The organism is Variovorax sp. GW821-FHT09B01, from assembly GCF_059418345.1.
Window position 1 is genome coordinate 79,818 of sequence record NZ_JBWKPQ010000015.1, and the last position, 25,403, is coordinate 105,220.

At 64.5% G+C, this 25,403-nt stretch carries 23 protein-coding genes; 3 read left to right on the forward strand and 20 right to left on the reverse strand.

The annotated features are described in order from the left end of the window. Window positions 1–77: 77 nt before the first annotated feature. The 4 genes from AC07RV_RS31115 to AC07RV_RS31130 are packed head-to-tail and all read right to left on the reverse strand — an operon-like array spanning window position 78 to window position 4,097. Entirely contained in the window at window positions 78–509 is a 432-nt protein-coding gene (locus tag AC07RV_RS31115; protein ID WP_008905395.1) for a Zn-ribbon domain-containing OB-fold protein, read from the reverse strand. After that, window positions 506–1,705: a thiolase C-terminal domain-containing protein gene (locus tag AC07RV_RS31120; protein ID WP_008905396.1), complete on the reverse strand. Its 1,200-nt coding sequence runs from the start codon at window positions 1,703–1,705 to the stop codon at window positions 506–508. The genes AC07RV_RS31115 and AC07RV_RS31120 overlap by 4 nt, the downstream gene beginning before the upstream one ends. A 23-nt stretch (window positions 1,706–1,728) precedes the next feature. After that, window positions 1,729–3,366 (reverse strand): class I adenylate-forming enzyme family protein, encoded by a 1,638-nt coding sequence (locus AC07RV_RS31125; RefSeq protein ID WP_204734821.1) that lies wholly within the window; start codon window positions 3,364–3,366, stop codon window positions 1,729–1,731. 47 nt (window positions 3,367–3,413) lie between these two features. Continuing rightward, a complete protein-coding gene (locus AC07RV_RS31130) occupies window positions 3,414–4,097 on the reverse strand; it encodes a nitroreductase (protein WP_034694535.1) in 684 nt (227 codons plus the stop codon). A gap of 208 nt (window positions 4,098–4,305) precedes the next feature. On the opposite strand from AC07RV_RS31130, the gene AC07RV_RS31135 reads away from it, so the two are divergent. After that, entirely contained in the window at window positions 4,306–6,168 is a 1,863-nt protein-coding gene (locus AC07RV_RS31135) for an AMP-binding protein (RefSeq protein WP_492714908.1), read from the forward strand. A 54-nt stretch (window positions 6,169–6,222) separates the two neighbouring features. Here the strand turns inward: AC07RV_RS31135 and AC07RV_RS31140 are convergent, their stop codons facing one another. The 3 genes from AC07RV_RS31140 to AC07RV_RS31150 all read right to left on the reverse strand — a co-directional run bounded on the left by AC07RV_RS31140 (window position 6,223) and on the right by AC07RV_RS31150 (window position 7,881). Beyond that, entirely contained in the window at window positions 6,223–6,693 is a 471-nt protein-coding gene (locus tag AC07RV_RS31140; protein WP_492714910.1) for a luciferase domain-containing protein, read from the reverse strand. Between the two features lie 111 nt (window positions 6,694–6,804). Beyond that, entirely contained in the window at window positions 6,805–7,632 is an 828-nt protein-coding gene (locus AC07RV_RS31145) for a DODA-type extradiol aromatic ring-opening family dioxygenase (RefSeq protein WP_127806078.1), read from the reverse strand. A gap of 9 nt (window positions 7,633–7,641) precedes the next feature. Then, the gene (locus tag AC07RV_RS31150) at window positions 7,642–7,881 is read right to left on the reverse strand and encodes a CDGSH iron-sulfur domain-containing protein (RefSeq protein ID WP_008905402.1); all 240 of its coding nucleotides are present in this window, start codon (window positions 7,879–7,881) and stop codon (window positions 7,642–7,644) included. A gap of 189 nt (window positions 7,882–8,070) precedes the next feature. On the opposite strand from AC07RV_RS31150, the gene AC07RV_RS31155 reads away from it, so the two are divergent. Next, a complete protein-coding gene (locus tag AC07RV_RS31155) occupies window positions 8,071–8,982 on the forward strand; it encodes a LysR family transcriptional regulator (RefSeq protein ID WP_008905403.1) in 912 nt (303 codons plus the stop codon). A 66-nt stretch (window positions 8,983–9,048) separates the two neighbouring features. Here the strand turns inward: AC07RV_RS31155 and AC07RV_RS31160 are convergent, their stop codons facing one another. Genes AC07RV_RS31160 through AC07RV_RS31175 form a run of 4 tightly spaced genes read right to left on the reverse strand, consistent with a single transcriptional unit; the run spans window position 9,049 to window position 13,865 of the window. After that, window positions 9,049–10,026, reverse strand: a complete 978-nt coding sequence (locus AC07RV_RS31160; RefSeq protein WP_008905404.1) for an acyl-CoA dehydrogenase family protein — start codon at window positions 10,024–10,026, stop codon at window positions 9,049–9,051. A gap of 15 nt (window positions 10,027–10,041) precedes the next feature. After that, window positions 10,042–11,211: an acyl-CoA dehydrogenase family protein gene (locus AC07RV_RS31165; RefSeq protein ID WP_182118894.1), complete on the reverse strand. Its 1,170-nt coding sequence runs from the start codon at window positions 11,209–11,211 to the stop codon at window positions 10,042–10,044. A 60-nt stretch (window positions 11,212–11,271) separates the two neighbouring features. Further along, window positions 11,272–12,441 (reverse strand): acyl-CoA dehydrogenase family protein, encoded by a 1,170-nt coding sequence (locus tag AC07RV_RS31170; RefSeq protein ID WP_204734818.1) that lies wholly within the window; start codon window positions 12,439–12,441, stop codon window positions 11,272–11,274. Further along, a complete protein-coding gene (locus tag AC07RV_RS31175) occupies window positions 12,441–13,865 on the reverse strand; it encodes an MmgE/PrpD family protein (RefSeq protein ID WP_008905407.1) in 1,425 nt (474 codons plus the stop codon). Before AC07RV_RS31175 ends, AC07RV_RS31170 begins: the two co-directional genes overlap by 1 nt. Before the next feature lie 92 nt (window positions 13,866–13,957). On the opposite strand from AC07RV_RS31175, the gene AC07RV_RS31180 reads away from it, so the two are divergent. Beyond that, window positions 13,958–14,819 (forward strand): IS5 family transposase gene (locus AC07RV_RS31180; protein WP_444760056.1). Its coding sequence is split into 2 segments (ribosomal slippage): window positions 13,958–14,373 and window positions 14,372–14,819, totalling 864 coding nucleotides; the frame shifts between segments, so codons are not numbered across the junction. A 14-nt stretch (window positions 14,820–14,833) separates the two neighbouring features. Here AC07RV_RS31180 and can read toward each other — a convergent pair. From can to AC07RV_RS31225, 9 genes are all read right to left on the reverse strand, one after another. Beyond that, window positions 14,834–15,484, reverse strand: a complete 651-nt coding sequence (can, locus tag AC07RV_RS31185; protein WP_182118896.1) for a carbonate dehydratase — start codon at window positions 15,482–15,484, stop codon at window positions 14,834–14,836. A 20-nt stretch (window positions 15,485–15,504) separates the two neighbouring features. Beyond that, window positions 15,505–16,293 (reverse strand): enoyl-CoA hydratase/isomerase family protein, encoded by a 789-nt coding sequence (locus tag AC07RV_RS31190; RefSeq protein WP_182118897.1) that lies wholly within the window; start codon window positions 16,291–16,293, stop codon window positions 15,505–15,507. A 93-nt stretch (window positions 16,294–16,386) separates the two neighbouring features. Continuing rightward, the gene (locus tag AC07RV_RS31195) at window positions 16,387–17,307 is read right to left on the reverse strand and encodes an MBL fold metallo-hydrolase (protein ID WP_008905410.1); all 921 of its coding nucleotides are present in this window, start codon (window positions 17,305–17,307) and stop codon (window positions 16,387–16,389) included. Between the two features lie 82 nt (window positions 17,308–17,389). Continuing rightward, complete coding sequence (locus tag AC07RV_RS31200; RefSeq protein ID WP_204734816.1) at window positions 17,390–19,393, reverse strand: acetyl/propionyl/methylcrotonyl-CoA carboxylase subunit alpha; 2,004 nt, start codon at window positions 19,391–19,393, stop codon at window positions 17,390–17,392. Window position 19,394: 1 nt separating this feature from the next. Beyond that, the gene (locus AC07RV_RS31205; RefSeq protein WP_492714916.1) at window positions 19,395–20,303 is read right to left on the reverse strand and encodes an enoyl-CoA hydratase/isomerase family protein; all 909 of its coding nucleotides are present in this window, start codon (window positions 20,301–20,303) and stop codon (window positions 19,395–19,397) included. Beyond that, on the reverse strand, window positions 20,204–21,364 hold the full coding sequence (locus tag AC07RV_RS31210; RefSeq protein WP_204734815.1) for an acyl-CoA dehydrogenase family protein: 1,161 nt from the start codon (window positions 21,362–21,364) through the stop codon (window positions 20,204–20,206). The genes AC07RV_RS31205 and AC07RV_RS31210 overlap by 100 nt, the downstream gene beginning before the upstream one ends. A 20-nt stretch (window positions 21,365–21,384) precedes the next feature. Beyond that, the gene (locus tag AC07RV_RS31215; protein ID WP_492714918.1) at window positions 21,385–22,578 is read right to left on the reverse strand and encodes a CaiB/BaiF CoA transferase family protein; all 1,194 of its coding nucleotides are present in this window, start codon (window positions 22,576–22,578) and stop codon (window positions 21,385–21,387) included. A 23-nt stretch (window positions 22,579–22,601) separates the two neighbouring features. Continuing rightward, window positions 22,602–24,209 carry a carboxyl transferase domain-containing protein gene (locus AC07RV_RS31220; RefSeq protein ID WP_204734813.1) on the reverse strand — a complete coding sequence of 536 codons (1,608 nt, stop codon included), beginning with the start codon at window positions 24,207–24,209 and terminating at the stop codon, window positions 22,602–22,604. 46 nt (window positions 24,210–24,255) lie between these two features. After that, complete coding sequence (locus AC07RV_RS31225; RefSeq protein WP_008905416.1) at window positions 24,256–25,395, reverse strand: acyl-CoA dehydrogenase family protein; 1,140 nt, start codon at window positions 25,393–25,395, stop codon at window positions 24,256–24,258. Window positions 25,396–25,403: the final 8 nt, after the last annotated feature.

The following is a 25,403-nucleotide window of genomic DNA, read 5'->3' on the forward strand; positions in this document are numbered from 1 at the left end:
CAAGCTGCGGCCACCGAAATCCCGCGTTGGGTTGGGTCATGTCCTCAGACACTCAGAAGGCGCACGACGACGCTGCCTCACGCTGGAGGTCCGGCCGCCCGGAATCGCGGCAGCGACACACCACCACCGACGGGTTCGCAAACCAACTCGACAGCCATGTCGAAAGTGACTGCTGAAGGGTCTGCGCCGATGAAGGAGCTGATCATCCGCGGACCTTCTTCGAGTTCGACCAGCAGCACCGCATAGGGCGTGTCCTGTTTGAAAGCCGGGCCGGGCGCCCGGTGAACCACGCTGAACGAATGCACCTTGGCGCGACCGCTGGCGGCCCGGTGCTCTAGGCGCTCGCTACCGCACTCACGGCAGATCGCCTGTTGGTAGAGCTGCACGTGGCCGCACGCTGGGCAGTGCTGCAGCAGCAGCTTGCCCTCCTGAATGCCGCGCCAATAGATGTCCGAATCTGCATCTGGCATCGGCTGTGGCTTGAGGTGGGCGTCTTTGAGGTTGATCACAGCGTGGCCTCCGTTCCCAGGATGGTGGTGGCGTTGGTCGCAAAACCGGCGCCCAGGCTGTGCACCAGGCCAAGTTCAGCGCCCGCGACCTGGCGTTCACCGCAGCTTCCGCGCAGCTGGTTGACGACCTCGTAGAAATGAAACAGCGAACCCGGCATGCCCGAGTGCGCAAACGACAGCAGGCCTCCATGGGTGTTGCAGGGGATGGCGCCGCCGTAGGTGATCTGCCCGTCTTCGACGAAGCGCCCACCTTCGCCCTTGGGGCAGAAGCCGAGGTCCTCCAGCATCATGATCACCGTGCCGGTGAAGCAGTCATAGATCCCGGCCACGTCGATGTCCTTGGGCCCGCAGCCGGCCATGGCGTAGGCCTTGGCGCTCGACTGCACCGCGCCCGTGGTGGTCAGCGAGGGCATCAAGAAGATGTGCTCGTGCGTGTAGCATTCGCCGCCGCCGAGGATGTAGATGGGCTTGGCAATTCCCAGCGCCCTGGCGCGCTCGGTCGAGGTGACGATGAAAGCTGCTGCGCCGTCGGAGATGAGCGAGCAGTCGAGCTTGTGGTAGGGCGTTGTCACCCAGCCGGAATTCAGCACGTCATCGACGCTCAGCGGATCGGTCATCTGCGCCCCCGGCGTGCGGCGTGCGTGTTCGCGGTGGATCACCGCCACCTTGGCAAATTGCTCGGAGGTGGTGCCGAACTCCTTCATGTGGCGATGCGCTGTCATGGCGAAGGTGTTGGCCACGGGAATGCCGAATGGCATTTCGTATTGCTGGTCCCGGCTTTCGGTCATCGAGCGCAGGGCCAGGTCGGGCGACAGACCAGTCAGCAAGCTGTCGCCGCCCACCACCAGAACGGTCTCGGCCAGGCCGCCAGCAATGGCGGCGGCGGCGATGTTGAACAGGGTGGCCGCCGTGGCGCCGGAGACCTGCATCGTGTTGGAGAACGTCGGCTGGATGCCGAGGTACTCACTGAAGGCTACGCTGAATCGGTGAAACGGCGAGGCGAAGGCGGAGCTGGAAAGCACGCCATCGACCTCGTGCTTGCCGATGCCGGCATCGGCAAGCGCCTTGCCTGCTGCGTCGGCGGCCAGCGCGAGCGCGCTCTTGCCCGGCACGCGGCCGACGGCCGAAATGCCGGCGCCGATGATCGCGGTTTCACCGCGGAGACTGCGCGGCGATGAGTTCGTTTGAGGGGTCATGATTGAGTGTCCAGAGTTGGAGGTCACGCCCCCGAAGCATGCACGCGTTGTCGCAATTGCGCCTTCAAAATTTTCCCCACCGGGTTGCGCGGGATGATGTCAAGGTACTCAATATGCTCGGGCAGCTTGTAGACCGCCACGCCAATTTGTTTCAAGTGGTCAACGATATCTTCCAGCGTCGGCAGCCGGGCCTTGTCCTTGGGCACGACGTAGATACAGGTCTTCTCGCCCATGATTTCGTCGGGCACCGCCACCGCTGCTACCTCTTGCACACCGGGGTGGGTGAGTACCAGGTTCTCGACCTCGGCGGCGCTTATATTGAAACCACCACGAATGATGATGTCCTTCTTGCGGTCAAAAAAGCCGATGTGGCGTTCATCGCGCACGATGAAAAAATCACCGGTGCGAAAGAAACCGTCGGCCGTGAACGAATTCTGCGCGAGGTCTGGCCGCCGGTAGTAGCCGGCAAACACGTTGGGTCCGCGATAGACCAACTCGCCCACCTCGCCTGGCCGCGTGCATTCTTGGTCTTGCTCGTCAAGCAGCTTGGCTTGTACGCCTTCCATTGTCGACGGCCATTCAAGTCCCGGCTTGCCCCACCAGGGAAAATGTTCCGATCGCATAGCGAAGTCCGGCACGTCAACCGGGCCGCCAACCAAGCCTGTGCCCTCGGTCTGCCCCCACAGGTTGCAGATCTCGATGTTCCAGCGGCGCTTGAACTCCTCCATGCTCCAGCGCGAGGGCGGCGCTGAGCCTGTGGCGATTGAGCGGATGGATGACAAATCGAGGCTGTCGACATTGGGCAGCTTGAGGATCATGTTCAGGATTGCAGGCACCAGAATCGTGAACTGAACCTTTTCCGTGAGTATTTGCTTGAGGAACAGTTCGACATTGAGCGGATGGTGCAGCAGCAGCGTGCCACGCGCTGCCAGCCAGCTCAGCCAAGCCACGGCACCCGTCATGTTGACCATCGGTGCTGGTGCCAGTACACGGTCACCCTCTTGAATGCCCGCCGTATTGGGCACCAGCCGCATCTGGTAAAGCCAGTTGTTGTGCGACATCGGACAGCCCTTGGCATGTGATTCAGTACCCGAGGACCAGCACAGGCTGAAAATATCGTTGGCACTGACGCTGACAGCGTCCAGCAGGGCCTGGTCTGGTGCCTGTGCGGCCAAAGCGGTGACGTCTTCAATCGCCACGGTGGCGTAGCCTAGCTTGGCAGCCATCGAAATGTGGTCGAAGCCCTTGAAATTTTTTACGCCGATGTAGAGCTGCGCCTGACTGGCCTCTGCGACGTTGCGCAACTCGGTTTCGCGCCACTGCATGGCCACCGGAGACAGCACGCCTCCGGCGCGGGACACAGCAAAGTACAACGCAATCAACTCCCAGACATTGGGTAACTGCGCAACCACAACATCGTCTTTTTTAAGTCCACGGCGAATCAGCCCGGTGGCAATCGCGTCGACGGCTTTGCCGAACTCGCTCCAAGTTACCGAGGTGGCGGGCGTGCCGATGAGCGCCTCACGGTCTGGTGTATCGACGATGGCCACTCGTTGCGGAACATCGACAACATGTGCCGCAACCACATCAAGCAGGGTGCGGCCCCCCCAAAGTTTGGCGGCAGTGTAGTGTTCAATCGTAGAAGGCGAATGCAGGATCATGAGTAGTTTCTTCAGAAAATTTTGATTAAATCAACGAAAAGCTTTGGTCAGCTCTGGGGATCGAAACCATGGAAGCTGGCAAACGCCTCCACATCGGTTCGTTCGGTAATGAAGGCATTCTCCGGGGCCGACAGATCCTCGTGCCCGAGGGCGATGCCGCAGGCGAGGATTTCGTGGTCACTGATCGGCAACTGGGCGCGCGCCACCTTGTGGAACCAGGCAAACGCGGCCTGCGCACAGGTGTGCAGTCCCTGCGCGCGCGCGGCCACCAGAATGTTCTGGATGAACATGCCCAGGTCCATGAAGCTGCCAGTGTTCAAACGGCGGTCGAGCGTGACGAGCAGCCCCACCGGCGCGTCGAAGAACGTGTAGTTGCGCAGCATCTGGCGCTCGCGTGCCGCCGCGTCGTCGCGGGCGATGCCCAGGCTGGCATACAAACCGAAACCGCAGCGACGCCGGCGCTCCAGATAAGGCTCGACCCAGGTCGTGGGGTAATACGCGTACTCGGGCTGATGCCGGTCAGGCTCGTGCGTGGCCGCCTCAATGAAGGCATCACACAGGCGCTGCCGGGCCTCACCCGCCACCGCATACACCTTCCACGGCTGCACGTTGTTGCCACTCGGGGCACGCGCCGCCACGCTCAGAATGTGCTGCACCACCGAGGAAGGAACGGAGGCAGGTAGAAACCGCCTGACCGATTTTCGGCTGCGAATCGCTTCGTCGACATGCACGGATAGACCGCCTTTCTGACTACGTAGAGCTGCGGAGAAGAAACGACGCGGTGAGACTGCACCGCTGGACTCCAATACGACGTTCGGATAGGATTGCCACATGAATTCTAGCAAACGACCGTTTGATTGGGCGCCTTCCCCTGAACTGATGGCGCAGTCCAACCTGACCGCTTTTTTGCACAAAGTGGGCGAGTCCGACTTCGAAAACTTGAGTGCCCGTGCCGACGCCGATCCGGCCTGGCTGATGCAAGAGGTGTTCGAGTTCTGCGACTTCCGCTTCTACCAGCCCTACACGCAGATGCTTGACACCTCGCGCGGCATCGAATGGGCACGCTGGTGCATCGGCGGCACCACCAACATCGTGCTGAACTGCCTGGAACGGCACCGCGGAACGCCGGTGTGGGACCAGCCTTTCCTGGTGTGGGAGGGCGAAGACCCGAAAAACCGCAAGTCCTTGAGCTACCGCGAATTTGACGCCGAAGTCTGCCGCCTGGCCGGAGCGCTGCAGTCGCTGGGCATCGGCCAGGGCGACCGGGTCGGCCTGTACCTGCCCAATCTGCCGGAGACCTTTGTCGCATTCTTTGCCGTACTGAAAATTGGCGCCGTGTTGATGCCGCTGTTCTCCGGCTTCGGGCCGCAGCCCATTGTCGCCCGCCTGAACGACGGCGAGGCCAAGGCGGTGCTGACGGTGGACGGCACCTGGCGGCGCGGCACGCCCGGCGTAATGAAGTCGGTGCTGGACGAAGCACTTGCCGAGGTGCCCAGCGTGCAGCACGTGGTGGTGCTGCGCCACCTGGGCGACGCCGCCCCCTGCCCGATGACGCCGGGACGCGACCACGACTGGGCCAGCCTGGTCGCCGGCCAGCCTCACGACATGCCGACCGCCGAGATGGCCGCCGACGCGCCCGCCGTGCTGCTCTACACCTCTGGCACCACCGGCAAGCCCAAGGGCTGCGTCTGGACGCACGTCGGCTTCCTGGGCTCGATGGTCACGCGCGACATGCACATCTGTGCCGATTTCAAGTCGAGCGACCGTTTCTTCTTCATGAGCGACATGGGCTGGATGGTGGGCGCCATGTGCGCCTGCATTCCGAGCTATTTCGGCGGCAGCCTGCTGGTGGCCGAAGGCACGCCCGACTTCCCCGACACGGGCCGCTTCTGGCGCCTGGTGCAAGATCACAAAGTCACCTACCTGGGTGTCGCGCCCACGCTGATCCGCAGCCTGATGCGCTACGGCGACGAAGAAGTCCAGCGCTACGACTTGTCTTCGCTGCGCATCACCTGCTCCGGCGGCGAGGCCTGGACCGAGGCGCCCTGGCGCTGGTTCTTCAAGCACATCTGCAAAGAGAAATTGCCGTTCCTCAACATCGTCGGCGGCACCGAGGTGGGCGGCTGCAACTTCACCGGCACCCTGCACCATCCCTTGCGGCCAGGCTCGTTCGGCGCGCGCGGGCTCGGCGCCGGGGTTGACATCGTCGATGAAAGCGGCGAGCCGGTCGGCGCGGGCCAGGTCGGCGAGCTGGTGCTGCGCAACCCCAACATCGGCTTCACCAAGAGCCTGTGGCGCGACGACGAACGCTACCTCGACAGCTACTGGCGCACCATTGCGGGCGTCTGGGTGCATGGCGACTTTGCGATGCGCGATGCGGACGGCCTGTTCTACATCCTCGGACGCAGCGACGACACGATTAAGGTCTCAGGCAAGCGCACCGGCCCGTCGGAGATCGAAACCCTGCTCACCGGCACCGGCAAGGTGTCAGAGGCGGCGGTGATCGGCGTGCCCGACGAGATCAAGGGCTCGGCCATCGTCTGCGTCTGCGTGCCGATGCCCGGCGTGGCGGCGGACGCGGCGCTGAAGGCCGAACTGTCGCAGGCGGTCGTCCATGGCATGGGCGCCTCCTACCGCCCCCGGCAGGTGCTGCTGGTCAGCGACCTGCCCAAGACGCGCAACATGAAGATCATGCGCCGCGTGGTGCGGGCGTTGTACAAGGGCGACAGTCCGGGCGACTTGTCGTCGCTGGTCAACCCGGAAACGGTGGCCGAGCTGCAGGGCAAACTTGCAAAAGCTTGAGCCTGGTTGTGCGCCATATCCTGCCCTGACGGGCAGGATGTGGCCCCGGATTTTTCACGCATCTGACGATGTCGCCGCAGTATGCGACGCCGTCAGCAAATCGCAAACCACCTGCAGTTCCTCGTCGTCACGCGGCCCATAGACCATCACGATGTTCCCGGGCAGGCCATATTGACCCGCCAGCGGATGCAACTCCGCCCAGCCGTTTTCGATGACCTGGGGAACGATCTCGGGCGGCAAGGTCATGTGCAGACTGCCGTCACTGGGCGGGTGGATGTGGGCGAACTCCTTGCCGAACATGAAGGCGCCGAAGGACTGGCATCCGCATCGCGGTAAATAAAAGGCACGCGCTCCGGGAACAGACACCTGGCTCGGAACAACTTCCACGCTGCCCAGGGACTGCCCCCTCTCGAAAACCAGCTCTTGCAGTTCTACCGGCGCATTCTGTTCAAGCTGCGTGTGCGGGTCGCTTGGCGTCGTTTGTGGGCGAGCGCCACGGCGCTGATGGCTGAGATAACTTGTCATGCGGTTCTCCGTCTTCGCACTTCATCGTTTGTTGCTGTACACCTGCCGCGAGGGTAACCGGCAACACCCCTCCGGCGACAAGCGCCTACCGGCCCAGCAAGCCACCGCCACTCAGACCCCGCCTTCCTGGCCGAACCTGAAGCTGGAGACGGTGACGCCGCCAAAGAAGCCTTCCTCGTGGTACACGCACACGGTTTCATCATGCCCGGCGGCACCCACCGCCACCATCAGGGGCAGCAGATGGTCTTCTTGCGGATGGGCCACGCGGGCGGCCGGCGCGTCTTGCCAGTCGATCAGCCGCTGCTCACGCTGGTGCGGCTCGGTGGTGATCAAGGTCTGCTGCAGCCAGTCGTCGAATTGCATTGACGGCCCTGCGGCGGACGGCCCCATGCGGCGCGTGTTGTCGTAGCTCAGCCCGCTGCCGACGATCAGCACGCCCTGCTCGCGCAGCGGCGCCAGGGCACGGCCGACGGCCAAATGCTCTGCCGGGTCATAGCCCGCGCGCAGTGACAGTTGCACGACCGGCACATCGGCCAGCGGGTACATCACCACCAGCGGCGCGAAGCTGCCGTGATCGAACCCGCGCTGGGCATCGAGCCGCGCCGAGAACCCTGCGCTCTGGATCAACTGCCGCGCCTGCTCGGCCAGCGCTGGCAGGCCCGGAGCCAGGTACTGGACATGGTAGGTATGCTCGGGGAAGCCAGCGTAGTCGTAAACCATGGGAGGCCGTTCGGCGGCCATCACGGTGAACTCGCGCTCCTCCCAATGGGCGGAGATCACGAGCACCGCCTTCGGTCGCTCGCCGAGCTGGCGCGGCATGTCCCGCAGGGACTGCGCCAGACGGTCGTACATGCCGTTGGACTGCGCCATCATGTATCGCCAGGGCCCACCGCCGTGTGAGATGAAGTAGGTCGGCAATCGCTCCGTTGTCACGGGCATGGTCCGCTCTTACAGAGCTTTATGCGTGCCGTCGCAAAGCGCGCCGTTCTTGCTTTGCTTGCAGCCGCAAAAATAGACAGTCTTGCTTTCGTCGGCGCTGTAGTTGGTCGGCACGAACTCGCCGCCCTTGTGGCTGCCGTCGCAGAACGGCTGCGATTTGCTGAGACCGCAGGCACACCAGTAGTAGTCCTTGCCTTTTTCCACGTCGATTGCGAACGGCGTGGTGGCGGCGATATGCGGCTTACTCATGTTGAGCTCCTGAGGATGATTAAGAAGTGATACGGCATTGGTTGAAGGCATCAACGAAAGCGCGGCTGATGGGCAGCCTCTTTGAGACTGGATGTCTACCCGACTGACCATGAGGAATAGCTTAATGTTTAATCTTGGTTAATCAATAGCTGTATTATTAAAACATCATTTCCTCACAAGAAACCATAAATGGATCGTCTGACCAGCCTTCGCGTTTTCAGGGAAGTGGTCGAGGCTGGCAGCTTTTCCCGCGCCGCGGCGCGCCTCACCATGTCCGCTCCGATGGCCAGCAAGCATGTCGCCCAGCTCGAACGAGACCTCGGTGCGAGGTTGCTGCACAGGACCAGCCGCAAGCTCAGCCTGACGGAGGCCGGCGCGATGTACTACGCACAATGCCGCGAGGCGCTCGACACGCTGCAGGCTGCCGAAGCGGCGCTTCGGCAAAGCGCGCAGGCACCACGCGGACAATTGAAAATCAGCGCGCCCGTCTGGTGTGCAAACCGGCATTTCGCCAGCGTACTGGCGGCCTACCGCAACACCTATCCGGAGGTGCTGGTCGACATGCGACTGGAGAACCGCAAGATCGACCTGGTCGCCGACGGCTACGACCTCGCGCTGCGCGCCACGCGCGAACTGTCCCCGGCGCTGATTGCACGGCCGATTTGTCCCGTGCAGTTCCACCTGGTCGCAACCCCGGCTTACCTGAAGCGCGAAGGCTCTCCGCGCAGACCCTCCGATCTGGTCAGGTGCAGCGCCGTGGTACCCAACTACGTGAACCTCGATGGCCTCGAAATGCAGGGACCTGCCGGCAAGGCGCGGATCAAGCTGAATGCGGTGATGCGCTCGGACGACAGCACGCTCACCTATCACGCGATGCACGCCGGCATGGGCATGGCGTTCCTCCCCGAATGGACGGTCGACGACGATCTGGCCGCGGGCTGCCTCGCGCGCGTGCTGCCGACCTACACGGTGCCCCCTTTCACGCTGTATGCGGTTTACACGAATCGGCAGTACGTGACACCCAAGCTGAGAACCTTCATCGACTTCTTCAGTGAAGCGCTTGGCGGGGGCAAGTCGTTAGCGCAACAGCCGGATCGATGAACCGAAACTGTTGCAAGCCCCGGGTGTCGATCACTTCGCCGCTGATCGTGGGCACAAAAGCGGCGGCTAAACAGACCGCACAAAATCAACGATGGACACATCGGCAGAAAGCACGCGCTGGCCGATCAACACATTCCAGTGCGCCTCCGAGCCATGCGCCATGCGCCACTCGTGCAGGCGCCGGGTCAGCAATTGCAGGTCGTATTCTTCCGCAATACCGATAGCGCCGTGCAGTGCATGCGCGATGGAGGCGACCAGAACCGCCGCCTCACTGGTGCGGGACTTGGCCATCGCTGCGGCGAGCAGGGACGGTGCCGCAGCGTCGGTGTGGAAGGCCGCTTCGGCTGCCATCGAGGCAGCAGCCACATGTTCGGCCATGACGCTCAACTGGTGCTGCACCGCCTGGAACTTGCCCAGGGTTTTGCCGAACTGGATGCGGTCATTGCAGTGTTTCAGTGTCATTTCGAACACACGGGTCATGGCCCCGCTGAGCACGGCGGCGTGCAAGGCCGCCGCGAACGTCGGCAGCAGCGGGCCAGCGCCGGGCACGTGCGTCGCGACGCGCGCATCGGACCAGCGCAGGGTGGCCGTCAGGCTCCCGTGCACGCCGCTTGCTTCACGCTGCGCCGCTGCGCAGTGCAGCAGCAACAAGGCATCACCATCTTGGGCCAGCACGAAATCCGCCAGCATGCCGTAAGGTGTGAAAGAGCACACGATAGCGCCACCGGCCTCGCGCCGCAACGCAGCGCCCAGCGTAATCATGCCGCTGGGCATCGCAAACTGCGACCCCAGCAGCGCTCGCGCCACAATCGTCTGCGCCACCGGCACCGGCACCGTGTAGCGGCCGAAGCTGCACAGTATCGGGAACAGATCGGCCAGCGGGAGGCCGGCACCGCCAGCGTCCTCGGACGCCAGCAGTTCGAGGAAGCCGGCACCTTGCAGCGCCTGCCACAGCTTAAGCGGCGAGCCGCCCGCTTCAATCGCGCGCACCACGGCGGGCGTGCACTGGTCCTGGAGGATATCTTCAATCGCTTGTGCAAACATGGAATGCTTTCTTTTTCAGCGCAGACCCAGACCGCGCGCGATCATGCCGCGCAGGATCTCGCGCGTGCCGCCGCGCAGGGAATAGGTGGGCGCCATCTGGCTCACATAAGCCACGGCGCGGTACAACTCGGCATCGACCAGGGCGTCCGGGTCCATGGCGAGGGCGGCTTCGATCACAGAGGGAATGCTCTGCTCGAATTCGGTGCCAATGTCCTTGACCAGGGCCGCTTCGACCAACGGGCTGTCCCCGTTGACGAGCTTGGCCGTGACGGCGATCGACATGTTGCGCAGCGTGGCCAGGTGCGTGGCGAAACGCCCGATGGTGGCGGCATGGACCGAGACCGCCGGTGTCTTGCGCAGGCAGGTGATCCAGTGCTCCAGCAGCACGATGCTGGAGTACACCCGCTCCGGGCCGCTGCGCTCGAAGGCCAGTTCGGCATTGACTTGCGCCCAGCCGCTGCCTTCATGGCCGATCAACGCGTCGTCGGTCAGCAGCACGTTGTCGAAGAACACTTCGGAAAAATGTGCATCACCCGCCAGGTCACGGATCGGGCGCACCGTCACGCCGGGCAATGCCAGATCGACAATGAACTGCGACAAGCCTTTTTGCCGGTCCTGCGGCTCGCCCGACGAGCGCACCAGCGCGATCATGTAGTGGCAGTGCTGCGCGTTGGTGGTCCATATCTTGCGGCCGTTCAGCCGCCAGCCGCTTGAACCGTCAATTTGGCAGCGCGTGGCCCGCGTGCCGACGCTGGCGAGGTCGGAGCCGGCATTGGGCTCACTCATGCCGATGCAGAAAAACGCCTCGGCGGCGCAGATTTTCGGCAGGTAGAACTGGCGTTGCGCCTCCGTGCCGAACTTGAGGATCAAGGGCCCGCTCTGGCGGTCGGCGATCCAGTGCGCGGAAACCGGGGCGCCGGCGGCCAGCAGTTCTTCCACCAGCACGAAGCGCGAGAAGGCGTCCAGGCTGGCGCCACCGTATTGCGCCGGCAAGGTCACGCCGACCCAGCCCCGTGCGGCCAGCTTCTTGCTGAAAGCGGCATTGAAACCCATCCATGAACGGGCCCGGATGTCGGCGGGCATTGGCTCAAAACTGGATTGGAGAAAGGCCTTCACCTCGGCGCGAAATGAATTCGTCCTGGCGGGCAGGGCGGCGAACCGGAAAGCGGACAGCAGGTTGTTCAAGAAATTTTCCTCCGAGGGGTTCATTCACCGCCGAGTTGAGGCGCCGCCCCAGGCGATACATCAGATCGGGCTGCGCTCCACCAGCTGGGCGGAAATGATCAGGCGCTGCAATTCGTTGGTGCCCTCGCCGATGCACAGCAGCGGCGCATCGCGGTAGTAGCGCTCGACATTCATTTCCTTCGAGTAGCCATAAGCCCCGTGGATGCGCAAGGCCTCCATCGAGTTCTCGACCGCCGCCTCGCTGGCGAACAGCTTGGCCATGCCGGCTTCCATGTCGCAACGCTGGCCGGCGTCATAAGCCCGCGCGGCCTGTTCAACCAGCAGACGCGCCGCCTCCGCCCGGGTGGCCATGTCGGCCAGCTTGAGTTGGATCGCCTGGTGGTCGCAGATCGGCTTGCCGAAGGTGCGACGCAGTTGGGCATAGGCTACCGACTCCTCCAGGCAGGCGCGCGCCACACCCACGCCGCGCGCAGCCACATTGATGCGCCCAAGTTCCAGTCCGCCCATCACGTGCTTGAAACCCTGTCCCTCCACGCCACCGACCAAGTTGGCGGCCGGCACGCGAAAGTTGTCGAACACCAGCTCGGCGCTGTCGATGCCCTTGTAGCCGAGCTTTTCCAGCTTCTTGGTGGACGTGAAGCCCGGGCCCTTCTCGCAGATGAACAGGCTCATGCCGCGATGGCGCGGTTGCGCTTCGGGGTCGGTCTTGACCAGCACGGCAAAGACCTGGCCATGGATGCCGTTGGATATCCAGGTCTTGGTGCCGTTGATAACGTAATGGTCGCCGTCGCGGCGCGCCACCGTGCGCACCGCCTGCAAGTCGGTGCCGCAATCGGGCTCGGTCAGCGCCAACCCGCCGCTCAGTTCGCCGCTGGCAAAGCGCGGCAAAAAATGCTGGCGCTGCGCCACGGTGCCGTTGCGCTGCACACAGGCGGCCATTATGAGGTGCGAGTTGATGATGCCCGACACCGACATCCAGACCCGCGCGATGCGCTCCACCACCTTGGAATAGGTGCTGGCCGACAGCCCCAGGCCGCCGTACTCCTCGCGGATGATGCAGCCGAACAGGCCCATCTCGCGCATGCCGGCCACAATGTCGGCCGGCCATTCGTCGGCATGCTCGAGCCGCTGCGCCACCGGCTTGATCTCGCGGTCCACAAAGCGTTCGACGGCGTCGAGCACCATATTTTCTTTTTCGGCATCAAAGGCCACGGACTGGCTGGTCGTCATCAGAGGGTTCCGGAAGTGTTGGAATGGGTCAGGGTCTGCGCCAGGACGGCGGCATCTGGGGCGCGGTCGGCTGTCAGCAGCGCGTCGAGCAGGCGTAGCGCCTGCTCGCGCGGCAAGGTCAGTAGCGCATTGCCCATGAATTTGGCTTCGATGTCAGCGGCCGTGATGGGGCGCCCCGGCGCGCCGCGGTGCGCGGCCTCGCGGTGGCGCAGCTCGCGCCCATCGTGCGTGCGCACGCGCAGCTCGCCGGAAAAGAAGGTGGGGTAATCGGCATCGGGGTCGGCCGCGTGTTCGATGCGGTCAGCCAGCGCCTGCACCTGCGGGTCGCTCAGGTTGGCGGCATCCAGTTCGGCCAGCCCCAGCTCGCCGCGCAGCAGGGCCAGCGCGACCAGATGGTGAATGCTGAACTGCGATTCATAGACGTTGGCCGGTCGCCGCTTGGCCGCCACCGGCTCGCACACCACCGGGTGCACCCCTTGCGGCAGCAGCACCTGTACCGAAGCGATCTCGTCAGTGCGCAGACCGGCCGCGCGCAGCGCCAGCGCGGCATCGATGCTGGCGTGCGTGAAGTGGCAGGTTGGATACAACTTGACCGCCACATCCATCAGTTCCCAGCGCTCGCCCAGGCCGCGCGCGCACAAGGACAAATCGGCGTTTAGGCCGCGCGCGGCCAGGTGACTGGCGTACAGACCAAAGCGGCCTTCATAGGGCTGCGACGGGCCGCGGAATCCGGCACCGGCCAACGCCGTGGCGGTCAGCCCGCTGACACCGGCCCAGCCCGAGTGCATGCGCTTGGTCCAGGCGCCGTCGCTCAGAAATTCCATGCTGCCTGATGCCATCGACAGCACCACGCCTTGCGCGTGCTCAAGGCCCGCCTGATCCAGTCCCATCAGCTTGCCGGCCGCCAGTGCGCACCCAAAAGCCCCCACCAGGCCAGTCGGGTGAAAGCCCACGTCGTGGAAGCGTCCCTGGGCCGCTGCACCCAGACGTGCCGCCACCTCGATCGCCAGCACATAGGTCATGATCATCTCGGCCCCGCTGGCATGCCGCTGCGCCGCCAGACCCAGCGCCAGCGGAAAGGCGCTGGCGCTGGGGTGGGTGATCGCGCCGGGGTGGGTGTCGTCGAAATCCAGCCCGTGGACCAGGATGCCATTCATCAGCACCGCATCGCGCAGCGGCAGGGGGGCAAAGGCACCCATGACGGCGCTGTCACCCGCACCGCCCAGGGCGTGCAAGCCGCGGTAAGCGCAGTGCGCGAAGTCGTGCTGGGACGAAGCCAAGGCGATGCCCAGTGCGTCGAGCATCAGCAGCTTGGCCTGTTCGACCACGGCTGCGGGCAGCATGTCTGGCGTCAGGCCGTGCGCGAAGGCGGCCAGTTGGGCGGCGATGCTGGGGGCAGGGAGGGTTGTCGTGTCGGCTGGCATGTGGAATAACCTTACTTGTATTCTTCGAACTTATCCGTAAATAGGTAAAATATCAATCCGAACCGTATCGAACGCGGTGTCGGAGTGATGCGTTGAGCAAACGAGTTGATTCCTGGTTGGTAACGGACGAGTTCTGGCAGCGTGTTGAACCGCTGATCCCTCAACGTGCGCTGGTGCCGGACAAGCAGTACGTTCGCAAGCCTGGAGCAGGTCGACCGGCCAAGCCGGCACGCCAAGTGTTCGAGGCCATCGTGTTTGTGCTGCGCACAGGCTGCCAGTGGAAGGCGCTGCCCGCTGAGCGCTTTGGCAGCGCCAGCGCCATCCACAAACGCTTTCTCGAATGGGAGAAGGCGGGCTTCTTTGAAGCCGTCTGGAAAGCCGGTTTGGCGGAATACGACGACATGCAAGGCATCGCGTGGCGATGGCAAAGCGTCGATGGCGCGATGATGAAGGCACCCTTGGCACAAGAAGCTGTCGGCCCGAACCCGACGGACCGGGGGAAAAAAGGGAAGCAAACGCCACCTGCTGGTGGACGGCCGTGGCGTCCCGTTGTTGCTCGTCGTGAGCGGGGCCAACGTCCACGACTGCAAGAGGCTTGATGCGGTGCTCAGCGCCGTTGTCATCAAACGCAAGAATCCACCCCACAGGCGAAACAAACACCTTTGCGCCGACGCAGGCTACCGTGGTGCCGAGCATCTGCGCACCATCGAAGGCCACGGCTACATCCCTCACGTCGTCAGTCGCCGAACGGAGGCAGCAATCAAGAGGCGCACCCCGGAGAAGAAGGCCAGGCGCTGGGTTGTTGAGGTTTGCCATAGCTGGTTCAACCGTTTCCGAAAACTGCTCGTGCGCTACGAGAAGCTCGAGCGCAGCTTCCTCGCACTCAACCATCTCGCGGCGGCGATCATCGCGTTTCGCAAGGTGCCTTTGAGTGTCAACATAATTTACGGATAGATTCTTCGTATCACTCAGAGTGTGCCAAGCGCAGCAAGAGACTGGGCGTATTGCTTCTGCTGGTCCTGACCGCGGTTGACGCTGCCCCCGACCGGCCGCAGCAAGCCGTCGCGCAGGCCGTAGACCAACCCGTGCACCTCGACTTGCTGCCCGCACTCCCAGGCGCGGCGCAGGATGGTGGTGCGGCACACGTTGCTGACCTGCTCGATCACGTTCATCTCGCAAAGCCGCGCTGCGCGCTCGTCAACGCTGGTAATGCCGTCGAACCGATCAGCGTGTTTGCGCGCCACGTCCTCCAGATGGCGCAGCCAGTTCTCGGCCAGACCGGTGCGGCGCTGTTCTATCACCGCCTGCACGCCGCCGCAGCCGTAGTGGCCCACCACGAGAACATGCTCGACCTTCAACACCTCGACCGCATACTGCAGAACCGTCAGGCAGTTCAGATCGGAGTGCACCACCAGGTTGCCGACGTTGCGGTGCACGAACACCTCGCCAGGCCGCAGGCCCAGAATTTCGTTGGCCGGCACCCGGCTGTCGGAACAGCCGATCCACAGGTAGCGCGGCATCTGCTGGTGCGCCAGCCGCTCAAAGTACTGCGGATCTTCCGCAGCGCAGCGCGCCGACCAGGCACGGTTGTTCTCCAGCAGAGGGGCCAGGCTGGACATGGCATCTCCACGGAGCGACATCAACGCCCCTTCCACACCGGCTTGCGCTTCTCGGCGAAGGCACGCGGACCTTCCTGCGCGTCCTCGCTGGCGTAAGCGGCACGGTAGATGTTGTGGGCCAGCGCCATACCGGCCTCGCAGCCGGCGCTCATCGCCGTCATGATCGATTCCTTGCCCGCCATCACCGACAGCGGCGCGTTGTCGCGGATGCGTTCGGCCAATGCGGTGGCGCGAGCGCGCACGGCATCCGGCGTGTCTTCCAGGTAGTTGATGAAACCGAGCCCATGAAAGGTTTCGATCGGATACAGGTCGCCGGTCAGCACCATCTCCATCAGCAGCGGCTGCGGCAGCATCCACAGCAGGGGAATGGCCCACGGGCTACCGCGCCCGGCGATGCGGGTTTCGGTGATGCCGACCTGCGTGCCCTTGAGGCCGACGCGCAAATCCGAGTTCAGGCTCAGCATCATGCCGCCGGCAATCAGGTGCCCGGTCATGGCCGCGATGATGGGCTTGGCCACACGGCGCTGGCGGCCATGGAACGGGTCCTTCATCTTGGTCAGGATGTCCACGCCTTCTTCCTTCTTGACACGCGAAGCCTCACGCAGGTCGAGCCCGGCGCAGAAGGTGCCGCAGTCGGCAGAAGTCAGGATTGCCACGCGTACGTTTTTGTCGGCATCGACTTCACCCCACAGATCGTGCAGCCGGTTGGCGGCGGCCGGTGACAGCGCGTTACGCATCTCGGGGCGGTTGATCTCCACGGTGGCAATGCCATCGCGCACTTCGTACAAAACCGTTTCTGCTTCACTCATATCCTGATCTCCTATTAAAAAAATTGCTTGCTCTGCACATACGAACGCTGATTCGTCAGCGCCTTCGTCGCATGATTCACTCCGTGACCGATTTCACGCGTTGTAGACCATGTCACCTTCTCTTCGTGCGGCTGCTGAACGCACAAGCTCTTGCGTCAACTGCTCCATCCAGCGGTCGATGGGAACAGAAGGAACAAACCTCTGGTGAATGAGCTGGAAGTAGCGGGTGTTGGCGGCCCAGTCGACAAAATCGGCAAAAGGCAGTTGCTGCTGATCCAGCAATTTGAACTTCAGCAACACCTTGACTGCGTGGTGCGCATGTCGGTCAGGGCTCTTGACAAAGGCGTTGAGGCGCGCGCGCGCGTAGGCCAGCACCTCGGCGCGGTAGCGGAATACCGGGCCGTGGCCAGGAATGACCCAGCACGGGTCAAGCCGCTCGATCAGGTCGAAGGTGGCGGCCACTTCGTCGAATGCGGCGTCGCCCTCAAGCTCCGGAAACACCACGCCGAAGCCTTTTTCCCACAAGGCATCTGCCGAGATCAGGGTTTGGGACTGCGGCTCAAACAGAATGACTGAATGGGGATCGTGGCCCGGCGCCGCATGAATTTGCCACGCCGTGTCGGCCAGCTGAATTTCCGTGCCAGGTAAAAGAAGACCATCGAACTTGAACCGGGGGCAGTGTTGCCCGGATGGCACATAGTTCAGGGCGACGGGGTCCCATGACGAGACAAGTGATGCATGGCCTGGCGGAATGAGGGTTTGAAGTTCTGGGTAATTGCCCTGGAGGACGGCATTGCCGCCGCAGTGGTCGCTGTGTAGATGCGTGTTGAGCAGCAAGTCCAGCGGACCCTGCTGCAAAGCGGCGCTGACCAGCCCGGTCGTTAGTTCCGCGTGCGTGCTGTAGCCACTGTCAACGAGTGCGCTGGACTGTGCTCCGATGAACAAAATATTGTTCGAGGACAGCCAGCCGCGCTCAAAAACCTGAATACCGTTCGGAAGTTGGATGCCGGTCATGGGCCGTCTCGGGCACGTCATTTTGAGCAGTGGATAACACCAGGTTTGCAAAGAGGGGCGCGCATGCTGGATTTGCTGCCGCTCATTCCGCGGCGCCCTCGGACTCAACCACGGCCACCACCAGGCCGCGCTCGACCATCTGCCCGGGCTGCACCGACAGCGAGCGCACCACGCCATCGTGATCGGCGTTGATGCGCATCTCCATCTTCATCGACTCCATCGTCGCCACCACGTCGCCGGCACGTACCCGCACGCCAACCTCCACATGGGTCTTCAGGATCATTCCCATCATCGGCGTGCGCAACTGTCCGCTGGCCTGGCGGCCAGTGGCGACCTGGCTGAGGTAGGAGGTCACGCCGATGGCGTGGGCGGTGCCGCCGCTCTGCACAAACACGGTATCGTCGCTGCGCACGATGGTCAGTACCTCATGACAATCCCCTATGCGCAAACGCCAATCGCTCCCGGCGCTGGCGGTCAGCGCCAGGCGAACCCGTTCGGTGCCGATTTGCACCGTTACTTCGGACTCGGGCGAGACGGCGCCGAACCGGGCTTCGTGTGTTGTTCCTCCTGAGCGCAGCAACAGCGCCGGAACCGGCGTGAGCCGATCGTCGCCAGCGTGCATCTGCCAACCCGTCACGTCCAAGGCCGACCAGGCTCCGAATGGCTTGCTGCTGTGCCGCGCATCGAGCAACCACCAAGCCGCCGCTGCAGCCAGCCGCTCCAGCGGCGCGCTACCCGTGCCCTGACCCCCCTCTGCCAGCACCTCGTCAATCAGACGGGTGTGGAAGCTGGCGTCCCGCGTTGCAGGCAGGGCCAGCAGACGCTGCAGAAAAGCGCAATTGGTTTCGACGCCGTGCACCTGGGTTTCGCCCAGCGCCCCACTCAGACGGTCCAGCGCAGCCTCGCGCGTGGGCGCATGAACGATCAGCTTGGCCAGCATCGATTCGTAGTAGGGCGTGACCACCATGCCGGCCCGCACCCCCGATTCAACCCGCACACCCGAAGTCGGGAACCGCACCGCGATCAGTTCGCCGGTGGATGGCAGGAAATTTTGCGCTGCGTCTTCAGCGCAGACTCGCGCCTCAATCGCGTGGCCGCGCACCTGCACTTCGCTCTGACGCAAGGGCAAGCCCTCGCCGGCGGCAATGCGCAGCATGATCTCGACCACATCCAGCCCGGTCACCTCCTCGGTCACCGGATGCTCAACTTGCAGCCGCGGGTTGACTTCGAGAAAATGGTGACGGTCGCCCTGCACGATGAATTCCACCGTGCCGACACCGCGATAGCGCAGTCGCTGCCCCAGGCGCACCGCGTCACCGAGCATCGCCTCGCGCAGCGCCGGGGCGAGATTCACCGCTGGCGCCTCTTCGATGACTTTCTGATGACGCCGCTGCAGCGTGCATTCGCGCTCGAACAGGTGAATCACTTCGCCATGGCCATCGCCAACGATCTGCACCTCGATGTGGCGCCCGCGCTCGACAAAGGCTTCGACGATCAACGCCGCGTCGCCAAAGGAACTTTTGGCTTCGCGCATGGCCGACTCGATGGCCTCCATCAGCCCGTCCAATTGCTGCACCACCCGCATGCCCTTGCCGCCGCCACCGGCGGCCGCTTTCAGAATCACCGGCAGTGGCAGGCCGCGTACGGTGGCCGCCACTTCAGCCGCGTCGCGGCTGGGCAGCTCGCTGCCGCCGAGCACGGCCACGCCAGCGGCGCGGGCCTCGCGCTTGGCCGACGCCTTGTCGCCCAGGCGCTCAATGACCTCGGGCGTCGGGCCGACGAAGACGAGGCCGGCTGCCTCGACCGTGCGCGCGAAGACCGCGTTTTCGGCCAGAAAGCCAAAACCAGGATGAATGGCCTGCGACCCGGTCCGCCGGGCCGCATCGATCACCGCATCGATGCGCAGGTAGCTCTCGGCTGGCGTTGCCCCACCGATTTCGATCGACTCGCCGATCAGGTCAACGTGCAGCGCATCGCGATCAGCACTCGAATGCACACCGGCCACTGCAATACCGAGGCGTCGGCAGGTGTGTGCAATGCGGCAGGCGATTTCGCCGCGGTTGGCGATCAGGATTTTTTTGAACATGTCAGAGTCCGCTCCAGCGCGGTGGGCGCTTTTCATTGAAGGCCTTCACGCCCTCCAGCCTGTCGGCCGAGGACACCAGCACGTTGTAGGCGGCGATGTCGAGCATGTAGCCGCTGTGGAAGTCAATCTCGCCGCCGCGCGAGGCGGCGAGTTTGGCGTAGTGGGTGGCCATCGGTGCGGCCAGCACGATGTCGCGCGCGTCGGCGACTGCGGCGGCCAGCGCCGTACCCGGCTCGGCCAGGTCGGTGACCATGCCCCATTCGGCGGCTTCTTCGGCCGAGAAGCGGCGCGCGGTGAACAGCAACTTCTTGGCGCGCCGCGCACCGATGGCGCGCACGAGGTTCTGGATACCCCCGCCGCCGGGCATGATGCCGCGCCGCAGCTCGGGCAGCGAAAATACCGCAGCGCGCGAAGCGACGATGTAGTCACACATCAACGCCAGTTCGCAGCCGCCGCCATGTGCGTGGCCTTCGACGGCGGCGATCACCGGTTGCGGGAAATCCTTGACCGCCAGCAACACCTCTTCGGCGAGCTGGTGTTGGCGCCGCCATTGACCGTCGGTCATGCCGTCGCGCTGCTTGAGGTCGCCGCCGGCCGAGAAAGCTCGTTCACCGGCGCCGGTGATGATCAGCACACGCAGGCCGTCGTCGAAGGCCAGTTCGTGCAGGGCGTTGCGCAGGTCGACGAACATCTGCGTGTTCATCGCGTTCATCACCTCGGGGCGGTTGAGCACCAGGCAGCGGATGCCGTCCTCCGTTGCGGTGCCCGGCGCGGGGTGGATCAGCAGGGTTTCGTGGTGCATCTGGGCCATCAGTAAGAGCGGGGCATACCCAGCAGATGCTCGGCCACCTGCGCCAGCACCAGGTTGTTGGAGATCGGCGCGGTGCGGAACAGCCGGCTCTCTTTCCATTTGCGCTCGATGTCGTACTCGCAGGCCACGCCATAGCCGCCGAAGGTGGTCATGGCCGCCTCGGCTGCCTCCCAGGCGGCTTCGCTGGCCAGGTACTTGACCATGGTCGCCTCGCGCCCGCAGGGCAGGCCGGCGTCGAACAGCGTCGCGGCTTTGTTGCGCATCAGTTCGGCGGCCTCGATGTTCATGTGGGCGCGCGCGATCGGAAACTGCACGCCCTGGTTGGCGCCGATCGGGCGGTCGAAGACGACACGCTCGCTGCCGTAGCGCGCGGCCTTGCCGACGAACCAGTGGCCGTCGCCGATGGCCTCGCTGGCCACCAGCAGCCGCTCGGAATGCAGCGAATCCAGCAGGTAGTAAAAGCCCTTGCCTTCCTCGCCGATGCGGTCGTCGTCGCTCAGTTCGAGGTTGTCGATGAAGACCTGGAAGGTGTGGTGATTGATCATCGTGCGGATCGGCGTGGCCTTGAGCGACGCGCCCGCCTTCTTGATGTCGATCAGGAACAGGCTCAGGCCATCGGTCTTCTTCTTCACCGCGTCGATCGGCGTGGTGCGCGCGATCAGCAGATACATGTGCGAGTGGCTGTAGCGCGAGGTCCAGATCTTCTGGCCATTGACGACGTAGCCGCCCGGCACCTTGCGCGCGAAGGTCTTGATCGCCAGCGTGTTGGAGCCAGCGTCGGGCTCGGTCACGCCGAAGGCCTGCAGCCGCAGGCTGCCGTCAGCGATGCGCGGCAGCGTGCGGCGCTTCTGTGCCTCGGAGCCGTGGCGCATGATTGACGCCATCGTGTACATCTGCGCATGGCAGTGCACCGCGCTGCCGCCGTTCTGGTTGATCTCCTGCAGGATCAGGCAGGCGTCGAGCAGCGGCAACCCGGCACCGCCGTATTCCTCGGGAATCAGCGCAGCCAGCCAGCCGGCATTGGCCATCGCGTCGACGAAGGCTTCCGGATAGGCGCCGTCCTGCGCGCACTGGCGCCAGTATTCGGGGCCGAAGCCCTTGCACAACTCCTTGACGGCGGCGCGGATCTGGCCCTGGGTCTCGGTGTAGTCGAAGTTCATGGGGATGTCGGCCTTGTCATTCAATCGACGACGCGTTGCTGTCGCAGCGCCGCCAGTTCATCGGCATGCAGGCCCAGTGCCGTCAACACCTCGTCGGTGTTCCCGCCCAGCACTGGCGGCGGCGGGCCGGTGCGCCCGCGACGGCCCTGCGAACTGATGGGCAGGCCCATCGTCTGGTGTTGCGGTGCGCCCGGCAGCGGCAGCGCGCCCAGCATGCCGATCGCTTGCACCTGTTCGTGCGCCAGCATCTGGGCCACGTCGTGCATCTCGCTGCAGGGCGCACCGGCCGCGCGCAGCGCCGCCACGCAGTCGGCGGTGCTGCGCTGCCGGGTGCGCGCTTCCAGCGCGTCGTGCAGCGCCTCGCGGTGGCCGATGCGCGCCGACATGTCGATGAAGCGCGGGTCCTGCGCCAGCTCTGGGCAAGCCAGCGCGCTGCAGATGCGGCCGAACAGCCGGTCGTTGGCCGCGGCGATGAAGACCTTGCCGTCGGCACTGTCGAAGAGCTCGTAGGGCGCCATCATCGCCATGGCCGAACCCATCTTGCGCGGTAGGCGCTGGGTGGCCAGGTAGTTCGCCACCGGCACCGTCATCCACGACAGCCCGGTCTCGAGCAGGCTGGCGTGCACGCGCATGCCTTCGCCCGTGGTGGCGCGGCGCAGCAGCGCGGCCAGGATGGCCATCGTGGCCCACATGCCGGTGCCCATGTCGATGAGCGACACGCCGACGCGCGCCGGCTCGTCACCTTCGTGGCCGCTGACGCTCATGATGCCGGTGAAGGCCTGCATCAGCGGGTCGTAGCCGGGCAGCGCGCGCATCGGGCCGACCTCGCCGAAGGCGCTGATCGCGCAGTACACGAGGCGAGGATTGGTCGGTCGCAGGTGTTCGTCGCCGAGGCCGCGCGCTTCGGCGCTGCCGGGCTTGAGCGAATGCACCAGCACGTCGGTACCGGCCGCCAGGCGCGCAACCAGCTGCTGGCCGGCCGCGCTGTCGAGGTCGATGCAGACGCTCTTCTTGTTGCGGTTCAGCGCCGCGAAGCCGGTCGAGACGCCGGCCACTTCGGGCGGTTTCCACTGGCGCGCATCGTCGCCGCTGCCGGGGCGTTCGATCTTGATAACCTCGGCGCCGAGGTCGCCGAGGGTCTGGGTACAAAACGGGCCGGCCACGTTTTGGGTCAGGTCGAGCACGCGGCAACCGGAGAGAATGGCGTCGAGCATGTTCAATTCGGTGGGCCAAAGGATTACATGCGGAACACGCCGAAGTGCGTGTCGCGCGCCGGCACGCGGCCCGCCAGCTCCAGCAGCAAAGCCATGGTGTCGCGTGTTTCCAGCGGGTCAATCACCATGTCGCACCACAGGTTGGAGGCGTAGTTGTAGGGACTGGAAAAGCTCTCGAACTGCTCGCGTATCGGTTGCTTGAATTGCTCGCGTTCTTCGTCGCTCCAGCTAGTGCCCTCGCGCCGGTGGATGTTCTCGCGCACCAGGCCCAGGGTGGTGGCGGCCTGCTCTGGGCCCATCAGCGCGGCGCGGCCGGTAGGCCACATCATCATCACGTTGGGCTTGAACGGGCGCCCGCACATCGCCAGGTAGGCCGCCGCGTACGAGCCTCCGGTGATCAGCGTGTAGCGCGGCACGTTGGCCGAGGCCATGGCCGTCATGAACTTGGCGCCGTGCTTGGCAATGCCCTGCTGCTCCACGGCTTTGCCGACCATGAAGCCCGACACATCGGCCATGAACAGCAGCGGAATGTCGCGCTGGCAGCACAACTCAATGAAGTGCGCGCCCTTGAGCGCGCTCTCGGAGAAGATCACGCCGTTGTTGGCTAGAATGCCGATCTGAAAGCCCTTGATGCGAGCAAAGCCGCAGATCATGGTGTCGCCGTACAGGGGTTTGAACTCCTGCAGGTCACTGTCGTCGATCAACCGCAGCAGCACTTCGCGGTTGTCGGTCGGATGCCGGTTGTCGGCGCTGACAATGCCGTAGATCTCGCGCGGGTCATGGCGCGGCGGCAGCGGCGGCACCACGTCCCAGCGCTGCTTGGCTGCGGTACCGAGGTTGGCCACGATGCCGCGCACGATGGCGATGGCATGGCCATCGTTCTCGGCCAGGTGGTCAGTGACGCCGCTGATGCGGCTGTGCATCTCGCCGCCGCCCAGGGTTTCAATGTCAACCTCTTCCTTGGTGGCGGCGTACACCAGCTCGGGCCCGGCGAGGAACATCGCACCCTGGTTGCGCACGATCACCGCTTCGTCGCACAGCGCCGGGAGATAGGCGCCGCCGGCGGTAGACGGCCCGTGCACGGTCGCGATCTGGGTGATGCCCTCGGCCGACATGCGGATCTGGTTGTAGAAAATGGAGCCGAACTGGCCGTCGTCGGGGAAAATATGCGCCTGCTCCGGCAGGTTGGCGCCGCCCGACTGGACCATGGTGATGCACGGCAGCCGGTGCTGCCAGGCGAACATCTGGGCCCGCACATGCTTTTTAGCGGTGATGCCGTAGTAGGTGCCGCCCTTGACCGTGGCATCGTGGATCATCAGCATGCAGGCGCGCCCGCACACCAGCCCCACGCCGGTGATGATGCTGCCGCCCGGCGGCACGCCCTCGTACAGGCCGTCGCCGGCAAGCTGCCCGAACTCGAGGAAGGGCGAGCCGGGGTCGAGTACGGCAGCCAGGCGCTCGCGCGGCAGCAATTGCTTGCGCTTCTTGTGCAGCAGGCGCGCCTTTTCGGGGCCGCCGACCAGGGCACGCGTGCGGCGTTCATGCAGATCAACAATGCGCGCCTCGTAGGCTTCACGGTTGCGCTGGAACGCGGGCGAGTTCGGCGCGGCGGTGGATGTCATCAAGCTCATTTTGGCAGCCCCTAAAGTGGCTCAGTGTGGGTCGGTCATCAGGCGATCAGGCCTCCGCACGCAGCGCCGCAAAGCGCTGCAGGTGGTGGTCGGTGCTGCCCAACAGGTTGCAAAAGAGCGTGAGGCGGCGAAAGTAATGGCCGATGTCCAGCTCATCGGTCATGCCCACGCCGCCGTGCAGCTGCACCGCTTGCTGCGCCACATACCGTGCGCGTTCGCCGATGGCCGACTTGGCCGCCGACACGGCACGCGAGCGGGTGGCCGCATCAGCATGATCGGCATGCAGGGCCGCCATCAGCACCAGGGAGCGGCTGGCCTCGACCGCGGCGAACATGTCGACCAGCCGGTGCTGGATGACCTGGAAGCTGGCAATCGGCACGTCAAATTGTTTGCGCGTGCTGACGTATTCGCCAGTTTTGCGCAACAGCGCGCCCATGGCACCCAGGGCGTCGGCGCAGGCGGCAACAATGCCAAGATCAACCAGGTGCTCAAGCAGCCCCAGGCCCTCGCCTTCCGTGCCCAGCAGTGCGTCGGCCCCGAGCACGACCTGTTCCAGTATCAGATCACCGGCGCGACTGCCGTCGTAGGACCGGTAGCCCGCCACCTGCACGCCCGGCGTTTTGGCACTCACTAGAAACAGGCTGATGCCCTGGCGCTCGTCCGCTGCGCCCGAGGTTCTGGCGACGACCACGAAGCCATCGGCCCAAGGGGCGCCCAGCACGCCGCTCTTGCGACCCGACAGCAGCCAGCCACCGTCCTTGGCCGTGGCACGCGTGATCACATAGCTGAGTTCATGACGGGCATCGGCCTCGCCGTGCGCCAATGCGAGTATCCGCTGGCCGGACGCGAGCCCGGGCAGCCAGGCCGCCTGCTGCGCAGCACTGCCCGCGCGCGTCAGCGCCTGCGCGCCCAGCACCGTGCTGGCCAGGTAGGGCTCGACCACCAGCGCAGCCCCCATCGCCTCGGCGATCTGGATCAACTCGACTACGCCGCCAAAGCCGCCATGCGCCTCGGGCAGCCCGAGCCCAAGCCAGCCGAATTCGCCGAATCGCTGCCAGTGCTCCCGGCTCATGCCGGACGCTGACGCAACGATCTGGTTGCGGGCATCGAAACGGTATTCGGTGCGCAGAAATTTCTGTGCCGCGTCGCGCAGCATCTTTTGTTCTTCGGAGAGATCAAAGTTCATGACGATCC

Excerpts from the sequence above, each read along its gene's own strand:
- AC07RV_RS31120 (WP_008905396.1), bottom strand. The coding sequence starts at position 1,705 with ATGACCCCTCAAACGAACTCATCGCCGCGCAGTCTCCGCGGTGAAACC.
- AC07RV_RS31125 (WP_204734821.1), bottom strand. The coding sequence starts at position 3,366 with ATGATCCTGCATTCGCCTTCTACGATTGAACACTACACTGCCGCCAAA.
- AC07RV_RS31140 (WP_492714910.1), bottom strand. The coding sequence starts at position 6,693 with ATGACAAGTTATCTCAGCCATCAGCGCCGTGGCGCTCGCCCACAAACG.
- AC07RV_RS31145 (WP_127806078.1), bottom strand. The coding sequence starts at position 7,632 with ATGCCCGTGACAACGGAGCGATTGCCGACCTACTTCATCTCACACGGC.
- AC07RV_RS31150 (WP_008905402.1), bottom strand. The coding sequence starts at position 7,881 with ATGAGTAAGCCGCATATCGCCGCCACCACGCCGTTCGCAATCGACGTG.
- AC07RV_RS31155 (WP_008905403.1), top strand. The coding sequence starts at position 8,071 with ATGGATCGTCTGACCAGCCTTCGCGTTTTCAGGGAAGTGGTCGAGGCT.
- AC07RV_RS31160 (WP_008905404.1), bottom strand. The coding sequence starts at position 10,026 with ATGTTTGCACAAGCGATTGAAGATATCCTCCAGGACCAGTGCACGCCC.
- AC07RV_RS31170 (WP_204734818.1), bottom strand. The coding sequence starts at position 12,441 with ATGACGACCAGCCAGTCCGTGGCCTTTGATGCCGAAAAAGAAAATATG.
- AC07RV_RS31175 (WP_008905407.1), bottom strand. The coding sequence starts at position 13,865 with ATGCCAGCCGACACGACAACCCTCCCTGCCCCCAGCATCGCCGCCCAA.
- can (WP_182118896.1), bottom strand. The coding sequence starts at position 15,484 with ATGTCCAGCCTGGCCCCTCTGCTGGAGAACAACCGTGCCTGGTCGGCG.
- AC07RV_RS31190 (WP_182118897.1), bottom strand. The coding sequence starts at position 16,293 with ATGAGTGAAGCAGAAACGGTTTTGTACGAAGTGCGCGATGGCATTGCC.
- AC07RV_RS31195 (WP_008905410.1), bottom strand. The coding sequence starts at position 17,307 with ATGACCGGCATCCAACTTCCGAACGGTATTCAGGTTTTTGAGCGCGGC.
- AC07RV_RS31200 (WP_204734816.1), bottom strand. The coding sequence starts at position 19,393 with ATGTTCAAAAAAATCCTGATCGCCAACCGCGGCGAAATCGCCTGCCGC.
- AC07RV_RS31205 (WP_492714916.1), bottom strand. The coding sequence starts at position 20,303 with ATGGAAAGAGAGCCGGCTGTTCCGCACCGCGCCGATCTCCAACAACCT.
- AC07RV_RS31210 (WP_204734815.1), bottom strand. The coding sequence starts at position 21,364 with ATGAACTTCGACTACACCGAGACCCAGGGCCAGATCCGCGCCGCCGTC.
- AC07RV_RS31215 (WP_492714918.1), bottom strand. The coding sequence starts at position 22,578 with ATGCTCGACGCCATTCTCTCCGGTTGCCGCGTGCTCGACCTGACCCAA.
- AC07RV_RS31220 (WP_204734813.1), bottom strand. The coding sequence starts at position 24,209 with ATGAGCTTGATGACATCCACCGCCGCGCCGAACTCGCCCGCGTTCCAG.
- AC07RV_RS31225 (WP_008905416.1), bottom strand. The coding sequence starts at position 25,395 with ATGAACTTTGATCTCTCCGAAGAACAAAAGATGCTGCGCGACGCGGCA.